The organism is Paragemmobacter amnigenus, assembly GCF_009908265.2.
Lineage (GTDB): Bacteria > Pseudomonadota > Alphaproteobacteria > Rhodobacterales > Rhodobacteraceae > Paragemmobacter > Paragemmobacter amnigenus.
The window spans coordinates 280,389-295,654 of the sequence record NZ_JAAATX020000001.1 but is presented as its reverse complement, the minus strand read 5'-3'; the positions used below and the strand labels follow the sequence as shown (position 1 = coordinate 295,654).

Here is a 15,266-nt window from a genome sequence, read left to right as displayed (position 1 = left end):
GTCAGCTTTCCAGAGCCTCGCCCAAAGCAGCGGAGAGGCGGCGCGCATCGGCGCGGGGCAGGGCGAGATAGGGCGCGTCCATGATCTGGGCGAGCGTCTTCAGCGAGGGTTGCGGGCGGTTGGCCACGTCGATCACCAGCGCAGGCGTGGCCGACAGGCGGATCTGGCGGGCAAGGAGGGTGGCTTCCTCTTCGGCCCTTGCGCGGTCGGCGGTGCCGTCCAGCGCGATGTTGCCGCGCCCGTCGGTCAGGATGGCGATGGTGGGCGTCATCCCGCGCGCCCGCGCCTGCGCGGCAGTGGCGAGTGCCAGTTGCAGGCCCGAGGCGAGGGGGGTTCCGCCGCCCCCCGGCACGCCCGCCAACCGCCGTTTCGTCTGCACGAGCGAGCGGGTGGGCGGCAGCAGCAGTTCCGCGGCAAAGCCCTTGAAGGCCAGAAGCGAGACATGGTCGCGCCGGGCATAGGCCTGCGCCAGCAGGAGTTCGATGGCCCCCTTCGCCTCGGCCAGTCTGGCGAAGGCGGCAGAGCCCGAGGCATCGACGGCGAAGATCAGCACGCGGTCCGAGGTTTCGCGGAAGCGTTTGAGGCGGATGTCCGAGGCGCGCACCAGAAGGGCGGCGGCGCGGTCAGGGGTCTGACTGCGGCGCAGCGGCTGCCACGGGGCGGCGGCGCGCAGGGTGGCGACAAGGTCGATGCGCGCGCCCGGTTGCAGGCGGCCGGGGCGGGATGGCAGGGGGCGGCCACGTCGGTTGCCGCCCTGTTCGGCCCCCGTCCCGCCCGCCGATTTCGCGGCGCGGGCGGCGCGGCCTTGGGCCAAGGCTTCCAGCAGGTCGCGGGGCAGGGCGGCGAGGGCGGCTTCGACCAGCATCTCTTCGGGGATGGATTGCGACTGGTCCTCGGACTGCGCCTCGCCCTGATCGGGGGTCTGGTCGGGGGGCGGGGGTTCGGGATCCTGCGCTTCGGTCTGTTCGGGTTGGGGGGCGGCGCGGTGGCCGTAGACGAGGGTTGCGGCGGCGGTCAGGTCGTCGTCGGTTACCGCATCGCGGCCCGACCATGCGGCATGGGCGCGGGCGGTGGCGGCGGCCAGCAGGGGCGCGCGCAGCGAGGGGATGCCCAGTTCCGCCCCCGCGCGGGTGAGCGCGTCGAGCTGGTCGGGGGCAAGCATGAGCGTGGCAAGGCGGCTGCGCGCCTGTGCCAGACGGTCGGGGTCCAGCGCGATGTCGCGGCTGTCGCCAAGCGCGATGTCGGTCAGGTCGAGGAACAGCGCCAGCCTGTCGGCCAGTGCGGGGGCGAGGGTTTCGTCGGCCTCGGCCCCTTCGTCCAGCGCGATCACGGCATGGGCGGGGGTGTCGAGCGCGGTGGCCAGCCGCGCGGCAAGGCCCGCGGGGCAGCGTTCCGCCATCGTCAGCACCAGTGCGGCAGGCTGCGCCAGCAGACCCGCCTGCATCACCGGCTGACCGGAGGCGAGCGTCGCGGCAAGGTCCAGCCCGCCGAACAGCGCGTCATCGCTGATCGTGGGGTGCAGGCGGCGTTGCGGCAGCGGGATCGCCGCCAGCGCCGCCGTCACGCGGTCGCGCACGGGGCCGGAGCGCGCGCGCAGCCACAGCCCCCGCAATCCCTGCGGATCGAGGGCGAGGCAGGCCAGCGCGCATTCCACGCGGCCCCAGGGATCGTCCGGGGTCAGGGCAGCACCTCGGCCACGGCGCGGATGACGCGGGTGGTCGATCCGGCCTCGTCCAGCGGGTCGCGGCGCAGGCGGTGCGACAGGCACATGGGGGCGACGGCCTTGAGATGGATGCGGCCCACCGAATCGTCCCCCTCGAAGGCGGCCAGCGCACGGGCGGCGCGCAGCAGCGTGAGTTCGCCGCGCAACCCGTCCGAGCCGATGGCGATGCAGAGGCTGGCGCAGTCATGCAGCACGGTGTTGGGGGTCTTGAGCGTGGGCAGGGCGGCGCGGGCGGCGAGGATGCGGTCGCGCAGCGCGGCATCCTGCGGGCGCCACGTTTCCATGAAGGCACCGTAATTCGTCTCGTAGGCGTCGCGGCGGCGGATGACTTCGACGCGGGTTTCCACGTCGCGGGGCGAGGTGACTTCGACGGAAAAGCCGAACCGGTCGAGAAGCTGGGGCCGCAATTCGCCCTCTTCGGGGTTGCCCGATCCCACCAGCACGAAACGGGCGGGGTGTCGGACCGACAGCCCCTCGCGTTCCACCACGTTCTCGCCGGATTGGGCGACGTCGAGGAGGAGGTCGACGATGTGGTCTTCCAGAAGGTTGACCTCGTCGATGTAGAGATAGCCGCGGTTGGCGCGGGCCAGAAGGCCGGGTTCAAAGGCCTTTTCGCCGCGCGTCAGGGCGCGTTCGATGTCGAGGGCGCCCACGACGCGGTCTTCGGTCACGCCCAGCGGCAGGTCCACGACGGGGGTGGGTTTGGTGACGATCCGCCCCGTCGCGCCCTGCGCCCAGTCGGGCACCTGCGCGGGGGTGGGCGCGTTGACGGGGCAGCCTTCGACCGCCTCGATTTCCGGCAGGAGCGCGGCGAGCGCGCGGACGGCGGTGGATTTGCCCGTGCCGCGATCACCAAAGACAAGGACGCCGCCGATGGCGGGATCGACCGCGGTCAGGATCATGGCCTGTTTCATGGCCTCTTGCCCGACGATGGCCGAGAAGGGGAAGGGTTGCTTCATTTTGGCACCGTAAGTGCAAGGATTTTCTGCGAAAATCCTTGGGGGCGAATTTTCTGCGAAAATTCGGGATTGGTGGTTGGGGTGGTCGCGGCGCGATCCTTCGCAGAAGGATCGGGGTCAGGAATTTTCGCAGAAAATTCATGCGCTTGCGCGAGGGTGTTCAAAGGGTCCGTGCCGCCCCATGTGCCCGCCGATCCCAGCAGGCCGAAGCGGGCATAGAGCTCTTCGTCGAACCAGTTGCCGTCGCGGACGGCCCGGATCGCGCGGCCATGCGGGCCGTCACCGCGGGCGAAGGCGGCCATGCTGGCCGTGTCGGGCCAGATCGAGAAGGTGACCTGATGCAGGAGCGGCACCTCGCCGATGCCGATCTTGAAGGCCACGTTGGGGTCGGCGCCGATCACGGCAGAAATCGACGGGACGCGGTCCCAGAATTTCAGCGCGCGGGCAGGGCGGACGGTGGCGCGGGTCAGGGCGGCCAGCGGACCCTGGGGCGCGGGGGCGGGGACGTCGGGCAGGAAGGGATTGACCCCCGCCCATGCGCCGCGGGCCGAGAGCGGGGACAGGAACACCGTCCAGCTTTCCGCCGCGCGGGCGCGCCAGCGCGCCCAGACCGGGCTTTGCGCCGTGGCGGCGCGCGCCGTCGCCTCGTCCGGCCAGGTGGCGAGGATGGCCCAGACGCCCCAGTTCGGGCGGGGGGTGAAGCCCTCGCCCGTGCCAGAGCCGCAGAGTTTCCAGAACCGCGCGCGCCGTTCCCGCCGCAGCGCCAGCCGCGCAGCCCCCATCTGCCCGATCACCCAGAGGCGCGGCAGGAACCCGTCGAAGCGGAAGAGGCTTAGGCTGGTAACGGAAATGGCGCGACCCTCCGGCTGGTTGGGTGTAAACTTAGTCTGACAGTTTGTGCGGCCAAGGGGAAGGGAAAACGCGACGGTGCGGCGTTCTGTTCTGTGTTATTGTAAATCAAACTAGACACTCTATCATCAGCACCATGGAAAAGATCATGCGCCATCGCCCCGCTACCGCCCTGCCAGAGGCAGATCATGCGATCGTCATCGGCGCGGGGCTGGGCGGGCTTGCCAGTGCCATGCGGCTGGGGGCCAAGGGGTGGCGCGTCACGGTGATCGACCGGCTTGACCGCGTGGGCGGGCGGGGATCGTCGATCACGCAGGGCGGGCACCGCTTTGACCTTGGCCCGACCATCGTGACGGTGCCGCAGGGCTTGCGCGACCTGTGGGCGGCCTGCGGGCGGGACTTCGACCGCGATGTGCGGCTGGTGCCGATGGAGCCGTTCTACGAGATCCGCTTCGATGACGGATCGACCTTCACCGCGCGGCAGGACGAGGCCGCGATGAAGGCCGAGGTGGCGCGGCTTTCCCCAGCCGACGCAAAGGGTTACGAGCGGTTCCTGAAGGACAGCGAGGCGCGCTACTGGTTCGGATACGAGGATCTGGGCCGGCGGCCGATGCACAAGCTTATGGACCTGATCAAGGTGCTGCCGACCTTCGGGATGATGCGGGCGGACCGGTCGGTCTATGCCCATGCCGCGCGGCGGGTCCGGGACGAACGGCTGCGCTTTGCGCTGTCCTTCCATCCGCTGTTCATCGGGGGCGATCCGTTCAACGTGACGTCGATGTACATCCTTGTGTCCCATCTGGAGAAGGCCTTTGGCGTCCATTACGCCATGGGCGGCGTGCAGGCGATTGCCGAGGCCATGGCGCGGGTTGTCGCGGCGCAGGGGGGCGAGGTCGTCCACAACACGGAAGTCGATGAAATCATTGTGGAAAATGGCCGCGCGAGCGGTGTCCGCCTGACGGGCGGAGAGGTAATGCGGGCGGGGCTGGTGGTCAGCAATGCCGATGCGGGGCATACCTACAAGCGGCTGCTGCGGAACCTGCCGAGGAAGCGCTGGACCGACCGGCGGCTGGATCGTGCGCGGTGGTCCATGGGGCTCTATGTCTGGTATTTCGGCACGAAGGGCACGCGCGACATGTGGCGCGATGTGGGCCATCACTCCATCGTCGTGGGCCCGCGCTATCGCGAGCATATCAAGGACATCTTCATCCGCGGAAAACTCGCGGATGACATGAGCCTTTATGTCCACCGGCCCAGCGTGACCGATCCGTCCTGCGCGCCCGCGGGCGACGACACCTTCTATGCGCTGTCGCCCGTGCCGCATCTGGGCTTTGACAACGGGGTCGACTGGGCCGAGGAAGAGCCGCGCTATCGCGCCAAGATGGCGAAGATGCTGGACGAGCGGCTGATCCCCGGATTCCGCGAGCGCATCACCGAGGAGACCGTCTTTACCCCCGAAACCTTTCGCGACCGTTACCTGTCACCGTTCGGTGCGGGATTTTCGATCGAGCCGCGCATCCTGCAATCGGCGTGGTTCCGGCCGCACAACGTGTCGGAAGAGGTGCCGGGTCTGTTCCTTGCCGGGGCGGGGACGCATCCCGGGGCCGGTTTGCCGGGGGTGGTGGGCACGGCAGAAGTTCTGGGGATGCTTGTCCCCGATGCGCCCAGGATGTTGAAGGAAAAGGCGGAACTGAGGATGGCGGCGGAATGATCGACCCGCGCGACATGGAGCATTGCCGCGAGGCGATCCGCACGGGGTCGCTGTCCTTTCACGCGGCGTCGCGTCTGTTGCCGGGGTCCGTGCGCGATCCGGCGCTGGCGCTTTATGCCTTTTGCCGGATGTCGGATGATGCGGTGGACGAGGGGGCGGACAAGGGGGCCGCCGTTCTGGCGCTGCGCGACCGGCTGGATCTGGTCTATCGCGGCAGGCCTGCGGATGCGCCCGCCGACCGCGCCTTTGCGGCGGTGGTGGAAGGGTTCGACATGCCGCGCGCCCTGCCCGAGGCGCTGTTGGAGGGATTCGCCTGGGATGCCGTCGGGCGGCGCTATGACACGCTGTCGGGGGTGCTGGACTATTCGGCGCGGGTGGCGGCGGCGGTGGGCGCGATGATGTGCGTGCTGATGCGGGTGCGCGATCCGGATGCGCTGGCGCGGGCCTGCGATCTGGGGCTGGCGATGCAGTTGACCAATATCGCGCGCGATGTGGGCGAGGATGCGCGGGCGGGGCGGCTCTATCTGCCGATGGACTGGCTGCGCGAGGAAGGCATTGATCCGGATGGATTTCTGGCGCGGCCAAAGGCCTATCCGGCGGTGGCGCGGGTGACGCTGCGGCTTTTGGATGTGGCGGACGGGCTGTACCGGCGGTCCGAGGCGGGGGTGCCGTCGCTGCCGCTGTCCAGCCGTCCGGGCATCTATGCGGCGCGGCTGATCTATGACGCGATCGGCGGTTGCGTGCGCCGTGCGCGGGGGGATTCGGTCACGGCGCGGGCGCGGACGGCGCGGGGGGTGAAGCTGGCCTGCCTGACGGCGGCGACGGGGCGGGCGGTGGCGTCCACCGTGCGGCCGGTGCCTGCCGTCCTGCATGCGGCACCCGTGGCCGAGGTGGATTTCCTTGTGCGCGCGGCGGCGCAGCGCGAGGGGCGCAAGGGGCGGTCGGATGCGCTGCTGGCGGTGTTGGCCCAGCTCGAGGCGCGCGACAGGGGTGTGGCCTGATCTGTGGGCCGATACTGGCAAGCCTTTCGTTTTTCAGCGATTTCCCTTGGACGGAACCATCGGGTGCTATAGATCGTTCGCTTGGCCAAGCGGAGCGATGCGATGGAATATTTTGCGCTGTTTCTGACCTATCTGGCCGCCTGCGGGGCGGCGGCGGCGACGGGGGCGATGTTCCAGCCGGGCGAGTGGTATCGCGGCCTGTCGAAACCGCGCTGGACCCCGCCGGACTGGCTGTTTCCGGTGGCCTGGACCGTGCTTTACCTGAGCATGTCTGCCGCGGCGGCACGGGTGGCGATGCTGCCCGACACGGGGCAGGCGCTGGCGCTGTGGTCGGTGCAGATCGCGCTTAACACCTTGTGGACGCCCGTCTTTTTCGGGCTGCGCCGGATCGGGGCGGGGCTGGTGGTGATCGGCCTTTTGTGGCTGGCGGTGGCGGCGACCATGGTGGCCTTCTGGCAGGTTGACCGGATCGCGGGGGCGCTGTTCGTGCCCTATCTGGCATGGGTGACGGTGGCGGGGATGCTGAACCGGTCGGTGTGGTACCGCAACGTCGTGGCGTGATTTCAGGGGGTTGGGCGCAACCGGCTGTACCGTAACCTGTGCCGCAGGCTGTACCGCAAGCTGTCAGCACGCGGCGGGCGGTGGCGGGCCGTTCTGCGCAACGGCGCGGTCTAGAAGGACCAGCCGCCGCGCCTTGGCACGCGGACGGCGAGCATGGGTTTCAGCCACGGCTGGCGGAAGCGGGTGAGGTCGAGCGCCTCGTGCACGCCGACGGTCGCTTCGCCGTCGATCCGCGTCTCGACCGCGCTGCGGGAATAGAAGGGGGCGTCGAGCATGGGCAGCACCTGCCGCGGCAGGGTGCCCGGATCGGCGCGGGTTTCGCGGCGGATGCGCCAGCCGGTGCGGGCAAAGGCGGTGCGGGGCGGCGCGGTGATCTCGCGCGCCTCGCCTGACGGGGTGACTTCCAGCGCGAAATCCTGCTGGGTGCCGTCGGACCATGTCGCGTCGTAAAGGCAGAGCGCGCGGTCCTTCATGGGAAAGCGGCCCCATGTCCAGAAATCGAAATCCCGTTCCAGCGCGGTGGAGCCGAAATTGGCGTCGAAATAGCCGTGGCCTTCCCAGACATGGCCTTGGGTCAGGTTCACGCTGATGCGGGCGATGGGGGCGAAGGGGCGCCACTGGTGGCGGGGGTGGAGCGCGAGTTCCACGCCCGTGACGGCGGCAGGGGTGAGGATGATCTGCCCGCGCACGCGGGAGATGATGGGGGGGGAGGAGACCTCGTCGATGTCGATGACCAGATCGCGCCCTGTCCAATGCATGCGCGAGGGGCCGATGGTCAGCGTGTCGCGTTCCTGCCGCAGGGCGGCGGTGCCGCGGTCGGTCATGGTGAAGCGCCCGCCCGGGCCATAGGTGGCGACGTTCAGGCAGACGTGGTTCTGCGGGTTGCGGCGGCCTGACCACGCATACCACGGCGAGAAGACCGAGCCGATGAAGCCTATGACCGAGACCGCGCGCCGCCCGTCATCCGAGATGCCGTCGAGATACCACCAGGCATAGCCGTCGGGGCCGACCTCGACGCGGAAATCCGGTCCTGCATGATCGCCCCGGCCGCGTGCAGGGCGGAGAGGGCTGCCATCGGCACCCCCGCCCCCGGATGCGCGCCGCCCCCCGCCAGATAGAGCCCCGGCAGGGCGGTCCGCGCCACGGGGCGGCGGAAGGTGGCCATCGTCCCTTCGGGCGAGCGTCCGTAGATCGCCCCCTGCGAGGCCGGAAACAGCCGGTCGAGCGTCGCGGGCGTGGTCAGCCCCTCCGGTCCCGGCGGTGTCAGGGTCAGGCCCATGCGGGAAAGGCGGTCGAAGGTCGTCTGTCGGCATTGGCGGAAATCCTCGGGTCGCAGGGCGGGCAGGCCCGCGGGGGCGTTCAGGATGATCTCGAAGCGTTCCGGTCCCGTGGCGGGACCAAGCGCGCGGTCCTCGGCGCAGAGGTAAAGCGTGGGCGCCTCGGGGCGGTTCCCTGCGCTTATGGGGCCGAATTCGCGGGCGGGGTCTTCGGTGAAGAAGAGGTTGTGGTGCAGAAGGTCGGGCGCGACCGGCCCCGTGGCCTGCGAGGCGAAGGCCCAGACGAGGGCCGAGAGGCTGCGCGGATGGGTGGCGCTGCGCGGGATCGCGGCGGCGGCGGCGCTGCCAAGGCGGCCTTCGGTCAGGGCGGCGGGGTCGCCGTTGAAGACGCAGGCGGCGCAGGGCAGGGTGCGGCCATCGGCGGTCTGCACGCCCGTGACGCGGCCGTTCTGGCGCTGGATGCGGGTGACGTGGGTGTCGTAGCGGAAAGTCACGCCCATGCGTCCGGCCAGCGCGGCAAGGGCGGCGGCGAGGCTGTGCATGCCGCCCTGCACCGCCCAGACCCCCCGCGCCTCGGCCCGCCAGATGAGCGACAGGACGGCGGGGGCGCGGGCGGGGCGGGCGCCGACATAGGTGGCGTAGCGGGCGAAAAGCTGGATCAGGCGCGGGTCGCGGAAATGGTGGCGCAGCAGGCGTTCCAGCGTCACGCCGGGGATCAGCGCGGGCCAGAGGCGCGGGCGCGCCAGCACGGCGCGGGCGATGGCGGGCAGGTCGGGGCGGGCCGCCTGCATGACGGGGGCGTCGAAGGCGGTAAACAGATCCTCGGCCAGACGGTCGAAGCGCAGGAAGGCGTCAGCCTCGCGCGGGCCGGCGAAGGCGCGGATCGCCTCGGCATTGGCGGCGCGGTCGGTGGTCAGGTCCAGCGCGTCGGAGCCGGGCCACCGGTGGCGGGCCAGAACGGGCTGGGCGATGAGGGAGACATGGTCATCCAGTCTTTCGCCATTCAGCGCGAACAGCGCGTCGAACACGCCGCGCATCGTCAGGACGGTGGGGCCGGTATCCACCGGACCGGCGGCCGAGGGGATGGCGCGGGCCTTGCCGCCGGGGGTGGAGGCGCTTTCCAGAACGGTCACCGTGAACCCCGCCGCGGCAAGGCGGATGGCGGCGGCAAGGCCGCCCATGCCTGCCCCGATCACGATGATGCGGTCCTGTTCCATGCGGGAAGTGTAGGGAAGCCCTTGAAGTTGTCCATCCTGAATTACAACAATGTGTAAGATTTAGTTTACACTTTGCAGCCGCGGTGACAGACTGCGGGGCAGGGACAGCACGAAAGGGGCGGTCATGGGCCAAATCGGCAAGCCGGTCGGCGGGATGGACGTGCGGATCGAGGCGGCGGTGGCCGCCGCGCTGGCCTTGGGGCAGGGGATGCCCGGCAATGCCGAGGCCCCGCCCAAGCTGCGTGCGGCGCTGGACCATTCGGTCTTTCCGGGCGGCGCGCGGATACGTCCCACCATCCTTGTCTCCGTGGCGCGGGCCTGTGGCGACGACCGGCCGCTTCTGACCGATGCGGCGGCGGGGGCGCTGGAGCTGATCCATTGCGCGAGCCTCGTACATGACGACCTGCCCTGTTTCGACGATGCCGATCTGCGGCGCGGAAGGCCCACGGTGCACCGCGCCTATGGGCAGCCGCTGGCGGTGCTGGCGGGGGATTCGCTGATCGTGCTGGCCTTCGAGGTGCTGGCGCGGGCGGCGGGGGACAGTCCGAAGCGCGCGGTCGATCTGATCCGCGTGCTGGCGCAGCGCACGGGGATGCCGGGTGGCATCTGCGCGGGGCAGGGCTGGGAGAGCGAGGCAGAGGTCAATCTGGCCGCCTATCACCGCGCCAAGACCGGCGCGCTGTTCATTGCCGCCACGCAGATGGGTGCCATCGCGGCAGGGCAGGAGCCCGAGCCGTGGGAGGAACTGGGCGCGCGGATCGGCGAGGCCTTCCAGGTCGCGGATGATCTGAAGGACGCGCTTTTGACCGAGGCCGAGATGGGCAAGCCTGCGGGGCAGGATGCGGCCCATGCGCGGCCTTCGGCGGTGCGGGAACTGGGGGTTCAGGGGGCGGTGTCCCATCTGAAGGACATTCTGGGTGGGGCGATCGCGTCGATCCCGTCCTGCCCGGGAGAGGCGATGCTGGCCGCCATGGTGCGCGCCTATGCCGAGCGGATGACGCCGGTCGATCTGCAACCGGTGCGGGGATGAGCGACGCCGCCGCGGGGGCGGTGCCACCCGCGCGGCGGGGGCGGCAGCCTTGGGCCGTGCGGCTGGGCCTGTCGCCGCGGTTCCATGCCTTTTGCGCCCGCGTGCCGGGGTTGCGGCACATCGCGCGGTCCGAGGGGGCGGCGCTGTTCGACATCGTGCAGGGATTCGTGCAGTCGCAGGCTTTGCTTGCGCTGGTGGAGTTGCGGGTGCTGCACCGTCTGGCCGAGGGGCCTGTGCCGCTTTCGGCGCTGGCGGGGCCTGCGGGTGTTCCGGCAGAGCGGATGGCGATCCTGTGCAAGGCGGGGGCGGGGTTGGGCCTGATGGCCTGCCGGCGCGGGATGTGGCGGCTGACGGTGCGGGGGGCGGCCTTCCTGACCGTGCCGGGGCTGGAGGCGATGGTGCGGCATCATCCGGTGCTTTACCGCGATCTGGCGGACCCCGTGGCCTTCTTCCGTGGCGAGACGCAGCCGGAGCTGGCGGGGTTCTGGCCTTATGTCTTTGGCGCGGGCGGCGCGGCGGACCCGGAGCTGGCGGCGCGCTATTCGGCGCTGATGGCGGACAGTCAGGGGCTGGTCGCGGCGGATACGCTGCGGATGGTCGATCTGCGCGGCGTGCGGCATCTGATGGATGTGGGCGGCGGGACGGGGGCCTTTCTGGCCGCTGCGGGGACCGCGCATCCGGCGTTGCGGATGACGCTGTTCGACCTGCCCGCCGTGGTGCCTGCCGCCACCGCGCGCTTTGCCGCCGCGGGCATGGCGGGGCGGGTGGAGATCGTGGCGGGTTCCTTCCGCGACGATCCGTTGCCGCGGGGGGCGGATGCCGTCTCGCTGGTGCGGGTTCTCTACGACCATTCCGACGCGACGGTCGCAGCCCTTTTGCGCGCGGTGCATGACGCGCTGCCCGCCGGAGGGCGAATCGTGGTGTCGGAACCGATGTCGGGGGGCGACAGCCCCGATCCGGCAACAGATGTGTACTTTTCTGTTTACACCCTTGCCATGCAGACGGGGCGCACGCGGTCGGGCGCGGAAATTGCCCGAATGCTTGTGCAGGCAGGGTTTTCGGACGTCAAAACCATCGCAGGCTTCCGGCCCTATGTGACCTCGGTGGTTACGGCGGCCCGCAGTTTCAACACAGACCCACAAAAAAGTGTCTAATTAAATTGACACTTCGAGCTGTAAGTCTACACTTACAACCAGTCGCGGAACTCGGGGGACCATCCCGGGGCGCGGCGCAGGGGGAAAAGACGTGAGAACGACCGCAGTCATCTTGTCAGGGCCTAGGGAGCTGTCGCTGGACAGTCTGGGACTTGTTGCGCCCGCTGCGGGCGATCTGGTGGTCGAGATTTCCCATTCCGGCATTTCCACCGGCACCGAAAAGCTGTTCTACACCGGCACGATGCCGCCCTTCCCGGGCATGGGCTATCCGCTGGTTCCCGGATACGAGGCGGCGGGTGTCGTGGTCGAGGCGGGGGCCGAGAGCGGGTTCCGCGTGGGCGAGCATGTCTTCGTGCCCGGTGCCAATTGCTTTACCGGCGATGTGAAGGGGCTGTTCGGGGGCGCGTCGCGCCATCTGGTGACGCCCGCGCATCGTGTGGCCCGCATCGACGGCGGCATGGGGCCCGAAGGCGCGCTGCTGGCGCTGGCCGCGACGGCGCGTCATGCGCTGGCGGGCTTTGCCACGGCGCTGCCCGATCTGATCGTGGGGCATGGGACGCTGGGCCGTCTGCTGGCCCGTCTGACGCTGGCCGCCGGTGCGCCCGCGCCGACGGTGTGGGAAACCAACCCGATCCGCCGCGAAGGCGCGGACGGCTATACCTGCATCGCGCCGGAGGATGATCCGCGCCGCGATTACAAGGCGATCTATGACGCTTCGGGTGCCAAGGGCCTGCTGGACCAGTTGGTCATGCGGCTGGCCAAGGGGGGCGAGGTCGTGCTGGCGGGGTTCTATACCGAGCCTGTCTCTTTCGCCTTTCCGCCCGCCTTCATGAAGGAGGCGCGCATCCGCATCGCAAGCGAATGGCAGCCCGACGATCTGGTCGCCACCCGCGCGCTGATCGAAAGCGGGGCTTTGTCCCTGTCCGGTCTGATCACCCATACCCGCCCGGCATCCGACGCGCCGGAGGCCTATGCAACGGCCTTCGGTGATGCGGCCTGTCTGAAAATGATCCTCGATTGGAAGGCCACGGCATGAACGACGTTCCCAACCTGAAGGATTTCGACACCCGCCTGCGCGACGAGGCGCATGAGGAGCCGTCGCTGGAGGTGCCGCAGGACCCGCCCAGCAAGAAGACGCAGATCATCGCGATCTACGGCAAGGGCGGGATTGGCAAGAGCTTCACGCTGGCCAACCTGAGCCACATGATGGCCGAGATGGGCAAGCGCGTGCTGTTGATCGGCTGCGATCCCAAGTCGGACACGACCTCGCTTCTGTTCGGCGGCAAGGCCTGCCCGACGATCATCGAAACATCGACCCGCAAGAAGCTGGCGGGGGAAGAGGTGAAGATCGGGGATGTCTGCTTCAAGCGGGGCGGGGTCTTTGCGATGGAGCTGGGTGGACCTGAGGTCGGTCGCGGCTGCGGCGGGCGGGGGATCATCCACGGCTTCGAGCTGCTGGAAAAGCTGGGGTTCCACGACTGGGACTTCGACTATGTGCTGCTGGATTTCCTGGGCGATGTGGTCTGTGGCGGCTTCGGCCTGCCCATCGCGCGGGACATGGCGCAGAAGGTCATCGTCGTCGCGTCGAACGACCTGCAATCGCTCTATGTGGCGAACAACGTCTGTTCGGCGGTGGAATATTTCCGCAAGCTGGGCGGCAATGTGGGCGTCGCGGGCATGGTCATCAACAAGGATGACGGCACGGGCGAGGCTGCGGCCTTTGCGCAGGCGGTGAATATCCCGATCCTTGCTTCGATCCCCGCTGACGATGATCTGCGGCGCAAGTCGGCCAATTACCAGATCGTCGGCACCAACGCGACGCAATGGGGCGGGCTGTTCACCGAACTGGCCGAGAATGTGGCGGCGGCGCCGCCGCTGCGGCCCAAGCCCCTGACGCAGGACGGTCTGCTGGGCCTGTTCGATGCGGAAACCACGGGGGCCGATTTCGTGCTGGAGCCTGCAAATGACGCCGACATGCGCGGCAAGTTTGCGGGCGAGGTGAAGTCGCTGGAAGTGGTCTATGACGATGTTTGATCTGCAAGCCCTTGAAAAGATGGAAGAAGCGCTGCGCGCGCTGGCCCGGAAGGGGACCAAGTGATGGCTGGCGAGATCCGCTATGACCAGACCGCCGAAACGCCCGTGACCGAGGGGCTGCGCCCCGAAGCGGGTGCGGCGGCGGTCGTGGCGGATGGCATGGGGTGCCATGCAGGTGCTGCCGAGATGGAGGCTGCGGCGCGGGCGGCGGGGAATTCCGAGGTGCTGGACCGTTACGCCGCCGATTACCCGCAAGGTCCGCATGACAAGCCGCAGAGCATGTGCCCGGCTTTCGGGTCGCTGCGCGTGGGTTTGCGGATGCGGCGGGTGGCGACGGTGCTGTCGGGATCGGCCTGCTGTGTCTATGGCCTGACCTTTGTCAGCCATTTCTACGGGGCGCGGCGGTCGGTGGGCTATGTGCCGTTCAATTCCGAGACGCTGGTGACGGGCAAGCTGTTCGAGGACATCCGCGATGCGGTGCATGAACTGGCCGACCCCGAGCGTTATGACGCGGTGGTGGTGACGAACCTTTGCGTTCCGACCGCGTCGGGCGTGCCGCTGAAGTTGTTGCCGAACGAGATCAACGGTGTGCGTATCGTGGGGATCGACGTGCCGGGCTTCGGCGTGCCGACCCATGCCGAGGCCAAGGACGTGCTGGCCGGTGCCATGCTGAACTATGCCCGGCGCGAGATCGAGGCGGGGCCTGTGGCCGCGCCGGAACGCGGGCGGTCGGATCGTCCGACGGTCGCGCTGCTGGGAGAGATGTTCCCGGCGGATCCGATGATGATCGGTGCGATGCTGGCGCCGATGGGGCTGGCCGCGGGGCCGGTGGTGCCGTGCCGCGAATGGCGCGAGCTTTATGCCGCGCTCGATTGCGGTGTGGTGGCGGCGATCCATCCCTTCTACACGGCGGCGATCCGCGAGTTTCAGGCAGCGGGGCGCAAGGTCGTGGGATCGGCGCCGGTCGGATATGACGGGACGATGGCCTGGCTGGCGGCGATGGGCGAGGCTTATGGCGTGAACCCCGCGCAGGTCGCGGCGGCGCAGAACGCTTTTGGCGGCGCGATCCGTGGCGCGCTGGCCGCGAATCCGGTCAAGGGGCGGATCACGCTGTCGGGCTATGAAGGGTCCGAACTGCTGGTCGCGCGGCTCTTGGTCGAGAGCGGGGCGGATCTGGCCTATGTGGGCACGGCCTGCGCGAAGAACGAATGGTCCGAGGCGGATCGCGACTGGCTCGAGTCCAAGGGCGTGGCGGTGAAGTATCGCGCGAGCCTCGAGGATGACTGCGCCGCGATAGAGGCGTTCCGGCCTGACCTTGCCATCGGGACGACCCCGGTGGTGCAGAAGGCCAAGGAACTGGCCATTCCGGCACTTTACTTCACGAACCTGATTTCGGCGCGGCCCCTGATGGGGCCGGCTGGGGCGGGGTCCTTGGCGCAGGTGGTCAATGCCGCCATGGCGAACAAGGCGCGCATGGACGGGATGAAGGAGTTTTTCGAAGGCGTCGGCACCGGCGATACGGCGGGCATCTGGGAAGGCGCGCCGAACCTGCGGCCGGATTTCCGGGCGGCGCATCAGAAGAAGTTGGAAAAGGCCGCCAAGGCCGCTGCGGCGGAGGCGATGATATGATCCGGGGGCAAGAATTTTCGGCGAAAATTCTTGGGAGCGATCCTTCTGCGAAGGATCGGGTGGCCCGGGATGGCGAATGTTCGCAGAACATTCGGGGACAGGATTTTTCGCAGAAAAATCC

At 69.1% G+C, this 15,266-nt stretch carries 13 protein-coding genes; 8 read left to right on the top strand and 5 right to left on the bottom strand.

Going from position 1 to position 15,266, the window contains the following annotated elements:
* Position 1: 1 nt before the first annotated feature.
* The 3 genes from GU927_RS01500 to crtA are packed head-to-tail and all read right to left on the bottom strand — an operon-like array spanning position 2 to position 3,533.
* Positions 2 to 1,681, bottom strand: coding sequence for a magnesium chelatase subunit D (locus tag GU927_RS01500; protein WP_161760762.1), 1,680 nt, complete (start codon positions 1,679 to 1,681; stop codon positions 2 to 4).
* Positions 1,678 to 2,682, bottom strand: a complete 1,005-nt coding sequence (bchI, locus tag GU927_RS01495) for a magnesium chelatase ATPase subunit I (RefSeq protein WP_161760479.1) — start codon at positions 2,680 to 2,682, stop codon at positions 1,678 to 1,680. Before bchI ends, GU927_RS01500 begins: the two co-directional genes overlap by 4 nt.
* The gene (crtA, locus tag GU927_RS01490; RefSeq protein ID WP_394357653.1) at positions 2,679 to 3,533 is read right to left on the bottom strand and encodes a spheroidene monooxygenase; all 855 of its coding nucleotides are present in this window, start codon (positions 3,531 to 3,533) and stop codon (positions 2,679 to 2,681) included. Before crtA ends, bchI begins: the two co-directional genes overlap by 4 nt.
* A gap of 134 nt (positions 3,534 to 3,667) precedes the next feature.
* Here crtA and GU927_RS01485 point away from each other — a divergent pair, with 134 nt between their 5' ends.
* From GU927_RS01485 to tspO, 3 genes are all read left to right on the top strand, one after another.
* Positions 3,668 to 5,242, top strand: a complete 1,575-nt coding sequence (locus GU927_RS01485; protein ID WP_232489087.1) for a phytoene desaturase — start codon at positions 3,668 to 3,670, stop codon at positions 5,240 to 5,242.
* A complete protein-coding gene (gene crtB, locus GU927_RS01480) occupies positions 5,239 to 6,243 on the top strand; it encodes a 15-cis-phytoene synthase (protein WP_161760477.1) in 1,005 nt (334 codons plus the stop codon). Before GU927_RS01485 ends, crtB begins: the two co-directional genes overlap by 4 nt.
* 102 nt (positions 6,244 to 6,345) lie before the next feature.
* Positions 6,346 to 6,804: a tryptophan-rich sensory protein TspO gene (gene tspO / locus GU927_RS01475; protein WP_161760476.1), complete on the top strand. Its 459-nt coding sequence runs from the start codon at positions 6,346 to 6,348 to the stop codon at positions 6,802 to 6,804.
* A 110-nt stretch (positions 6,805 to 6,914) separates the two neighbouring features.
* Here the strand turns inward: tspO and crtC are convergent, their stop codons facing one another.
* Positions 6,915 to 7,775 carry a carotenoid 1,2-hydratase gene (gene crtC, locus GU927_RS01470; protein WP_161760761.1) on the bottom strand — a complete coding sequence of 287 codons (861 nt, stop codon included), beginning with the start codon at positions 7,773 to 7,775 and terminating at the stop codon, positions 6,915 to 6,917.
* Complete coding sequence (gene crtD, locus GU927_RS01465; RefSeq protein WP_161760475.1) at positions 7,739 to 9,298, bottom strand: 1-hydroxycarotenoid 3,4-desaturase CrtD; 1,560 nt, start codon at positions 9,296 to 9,298, stop codon at positions 7,739 to 7,741. The genes crtC and crtD overlap by 37 nt, the downstream gene beginning before the upstream one ends.
* Positions 9,299 to 9,422: 124 nt before the next feature.
* Between crtD and GU927_RS01460 the strand changes: the two genes are divergently transcribed.
* The 5 genes from GU927_RS01460 (at position 9,423) to bchY (ending at position 15,145) form a co-directional block, all read left to right on the top strand.
* Positions 9,423 to 10,328, top strand: coding sequence for a polyprenyl synthetase family protein (locus tag GU927_RS01460; protein ID WP_394357652.1), 906 nt, complete (start codon positions 9,423 to 9,425; stop codon positions 10,326 to 10,328).
* Positions 10,325 to 11,482 (top strand): methyltransferase, encoded by a 1,158-nt coding sequence (locus GU927_RS01455; protein WP_161760473.1) that lies wholly within the window; start codon positions 10,325 to 10,327, stop codon positions 11,480 to 11,482. The genes GU927_RS01460 and GU927_RS01455 overlap by 4 nt, the downstream gene beginning before the upstream one ends.
* A gap of 91 nt (positions 11,483 to 11,573) precedes the next feature.
* Positions 11,574 to 12,518 carry a chlorophyll synthesis pathway protein BchC gene (gene bchC, locus GU927_RS01450; RefSeq protein WP_161760471.1) on the top strand — a complete coding sequence of 315 codons (945 nt, stop codon included), beginning with the start codon at positions 11,574 to 11,576 and terminating at the stop codon, positions 12,516 to 12,518.
* Positions 12,515 to 13,516 (top strand): chlorophyllide a reductase iron protein subunit X, encoded by a 1,002-nt coding sequence (locus tag GU927_RS01445; protein WP_161760469.1) that lies wholly within the window; start codon positions 12,515 to 12,517, stop codon positions 13,514 to 13,516. The genes bchC and GU927_RS01445 overlap by 4 nt, the downstream gene beginning before the upstream one ends.
* A gap of 63 nt (positions 13,517 to 13,579) precedes the next feature.
* Positions 13,580 to 15,145, top strand: coding sequence for a chlorophyllide a reductase subunit Y (bchY, locus tag GU927_RS01440; protein WP_161760467.1), 1,566 nt, complete (start codon positions 13,580 to 13,582; stop codon positions 15,143 to 15,145).
* The last annotated feature ends 121 nt before the right edge of the window (positions 15,146 to 15,266 follow it).

Coding starts and splice junctions, on each gene's coding strand:
- bchI (WP_161760479.1), bottom strand. CDS start 2,682: ATGAAGCAACCCTTCCCCTTCTCGGCCATCGTCGGGCAAGAGGCCATG.
- GU927_RS01485 (WP_232489087.1), top strand. CDS start 3,668: ATGGAAAAGATCATGCGCCATCGCCCCGCTACCGCCCTGCCAGAGGCA.
- crtB (WP_161760477.1), top strand. CDS start 5,239: ATGATCGACCCGCGCGACATGGAGCATTGCCGCGAGGCGATCCGCACG.
- tspO (WP_161760476.1), top strand. CDS start 6,346: ATGGAATATTTTGCGCTGTTTCTGACCTATCTGGCCGCCTGCGGGGCG.
- crtD (WP_161760475.1), bottom strand. CDS start 9,298: ATGGAACAGGACCGCATCATCGTGATCGGGGCAGGCATGGGCGGCCTT.
- GU927_RS01460 (WP_394357652.1), top strand. CDS start 9,423: ATGGGCCAAATCGGCAAGCCGGTCGGCGGGATGGACGTGCGGATCGAG.
- GU927_RS01455 (WP_161760473.1), top strand. CDS start 10,325: ATGAGCGACGCCGCCGCGGGGGCGGTGCCACCCGCGCGGCGGGGGCGG.
- GU927_RS01445 (WP_161760469.1), top strand. CDS start 12,515: ATGAACGACGTTCCCAACCTGAAGGATTTCGACACCCGCCTGCGCGAC.
- bchY (WP_161760467.1), top strand. CDS start 13,580: ATGGCTGGCGAGATCCGCTATGACCAGACCGCCGAAACGCCCGTGACC.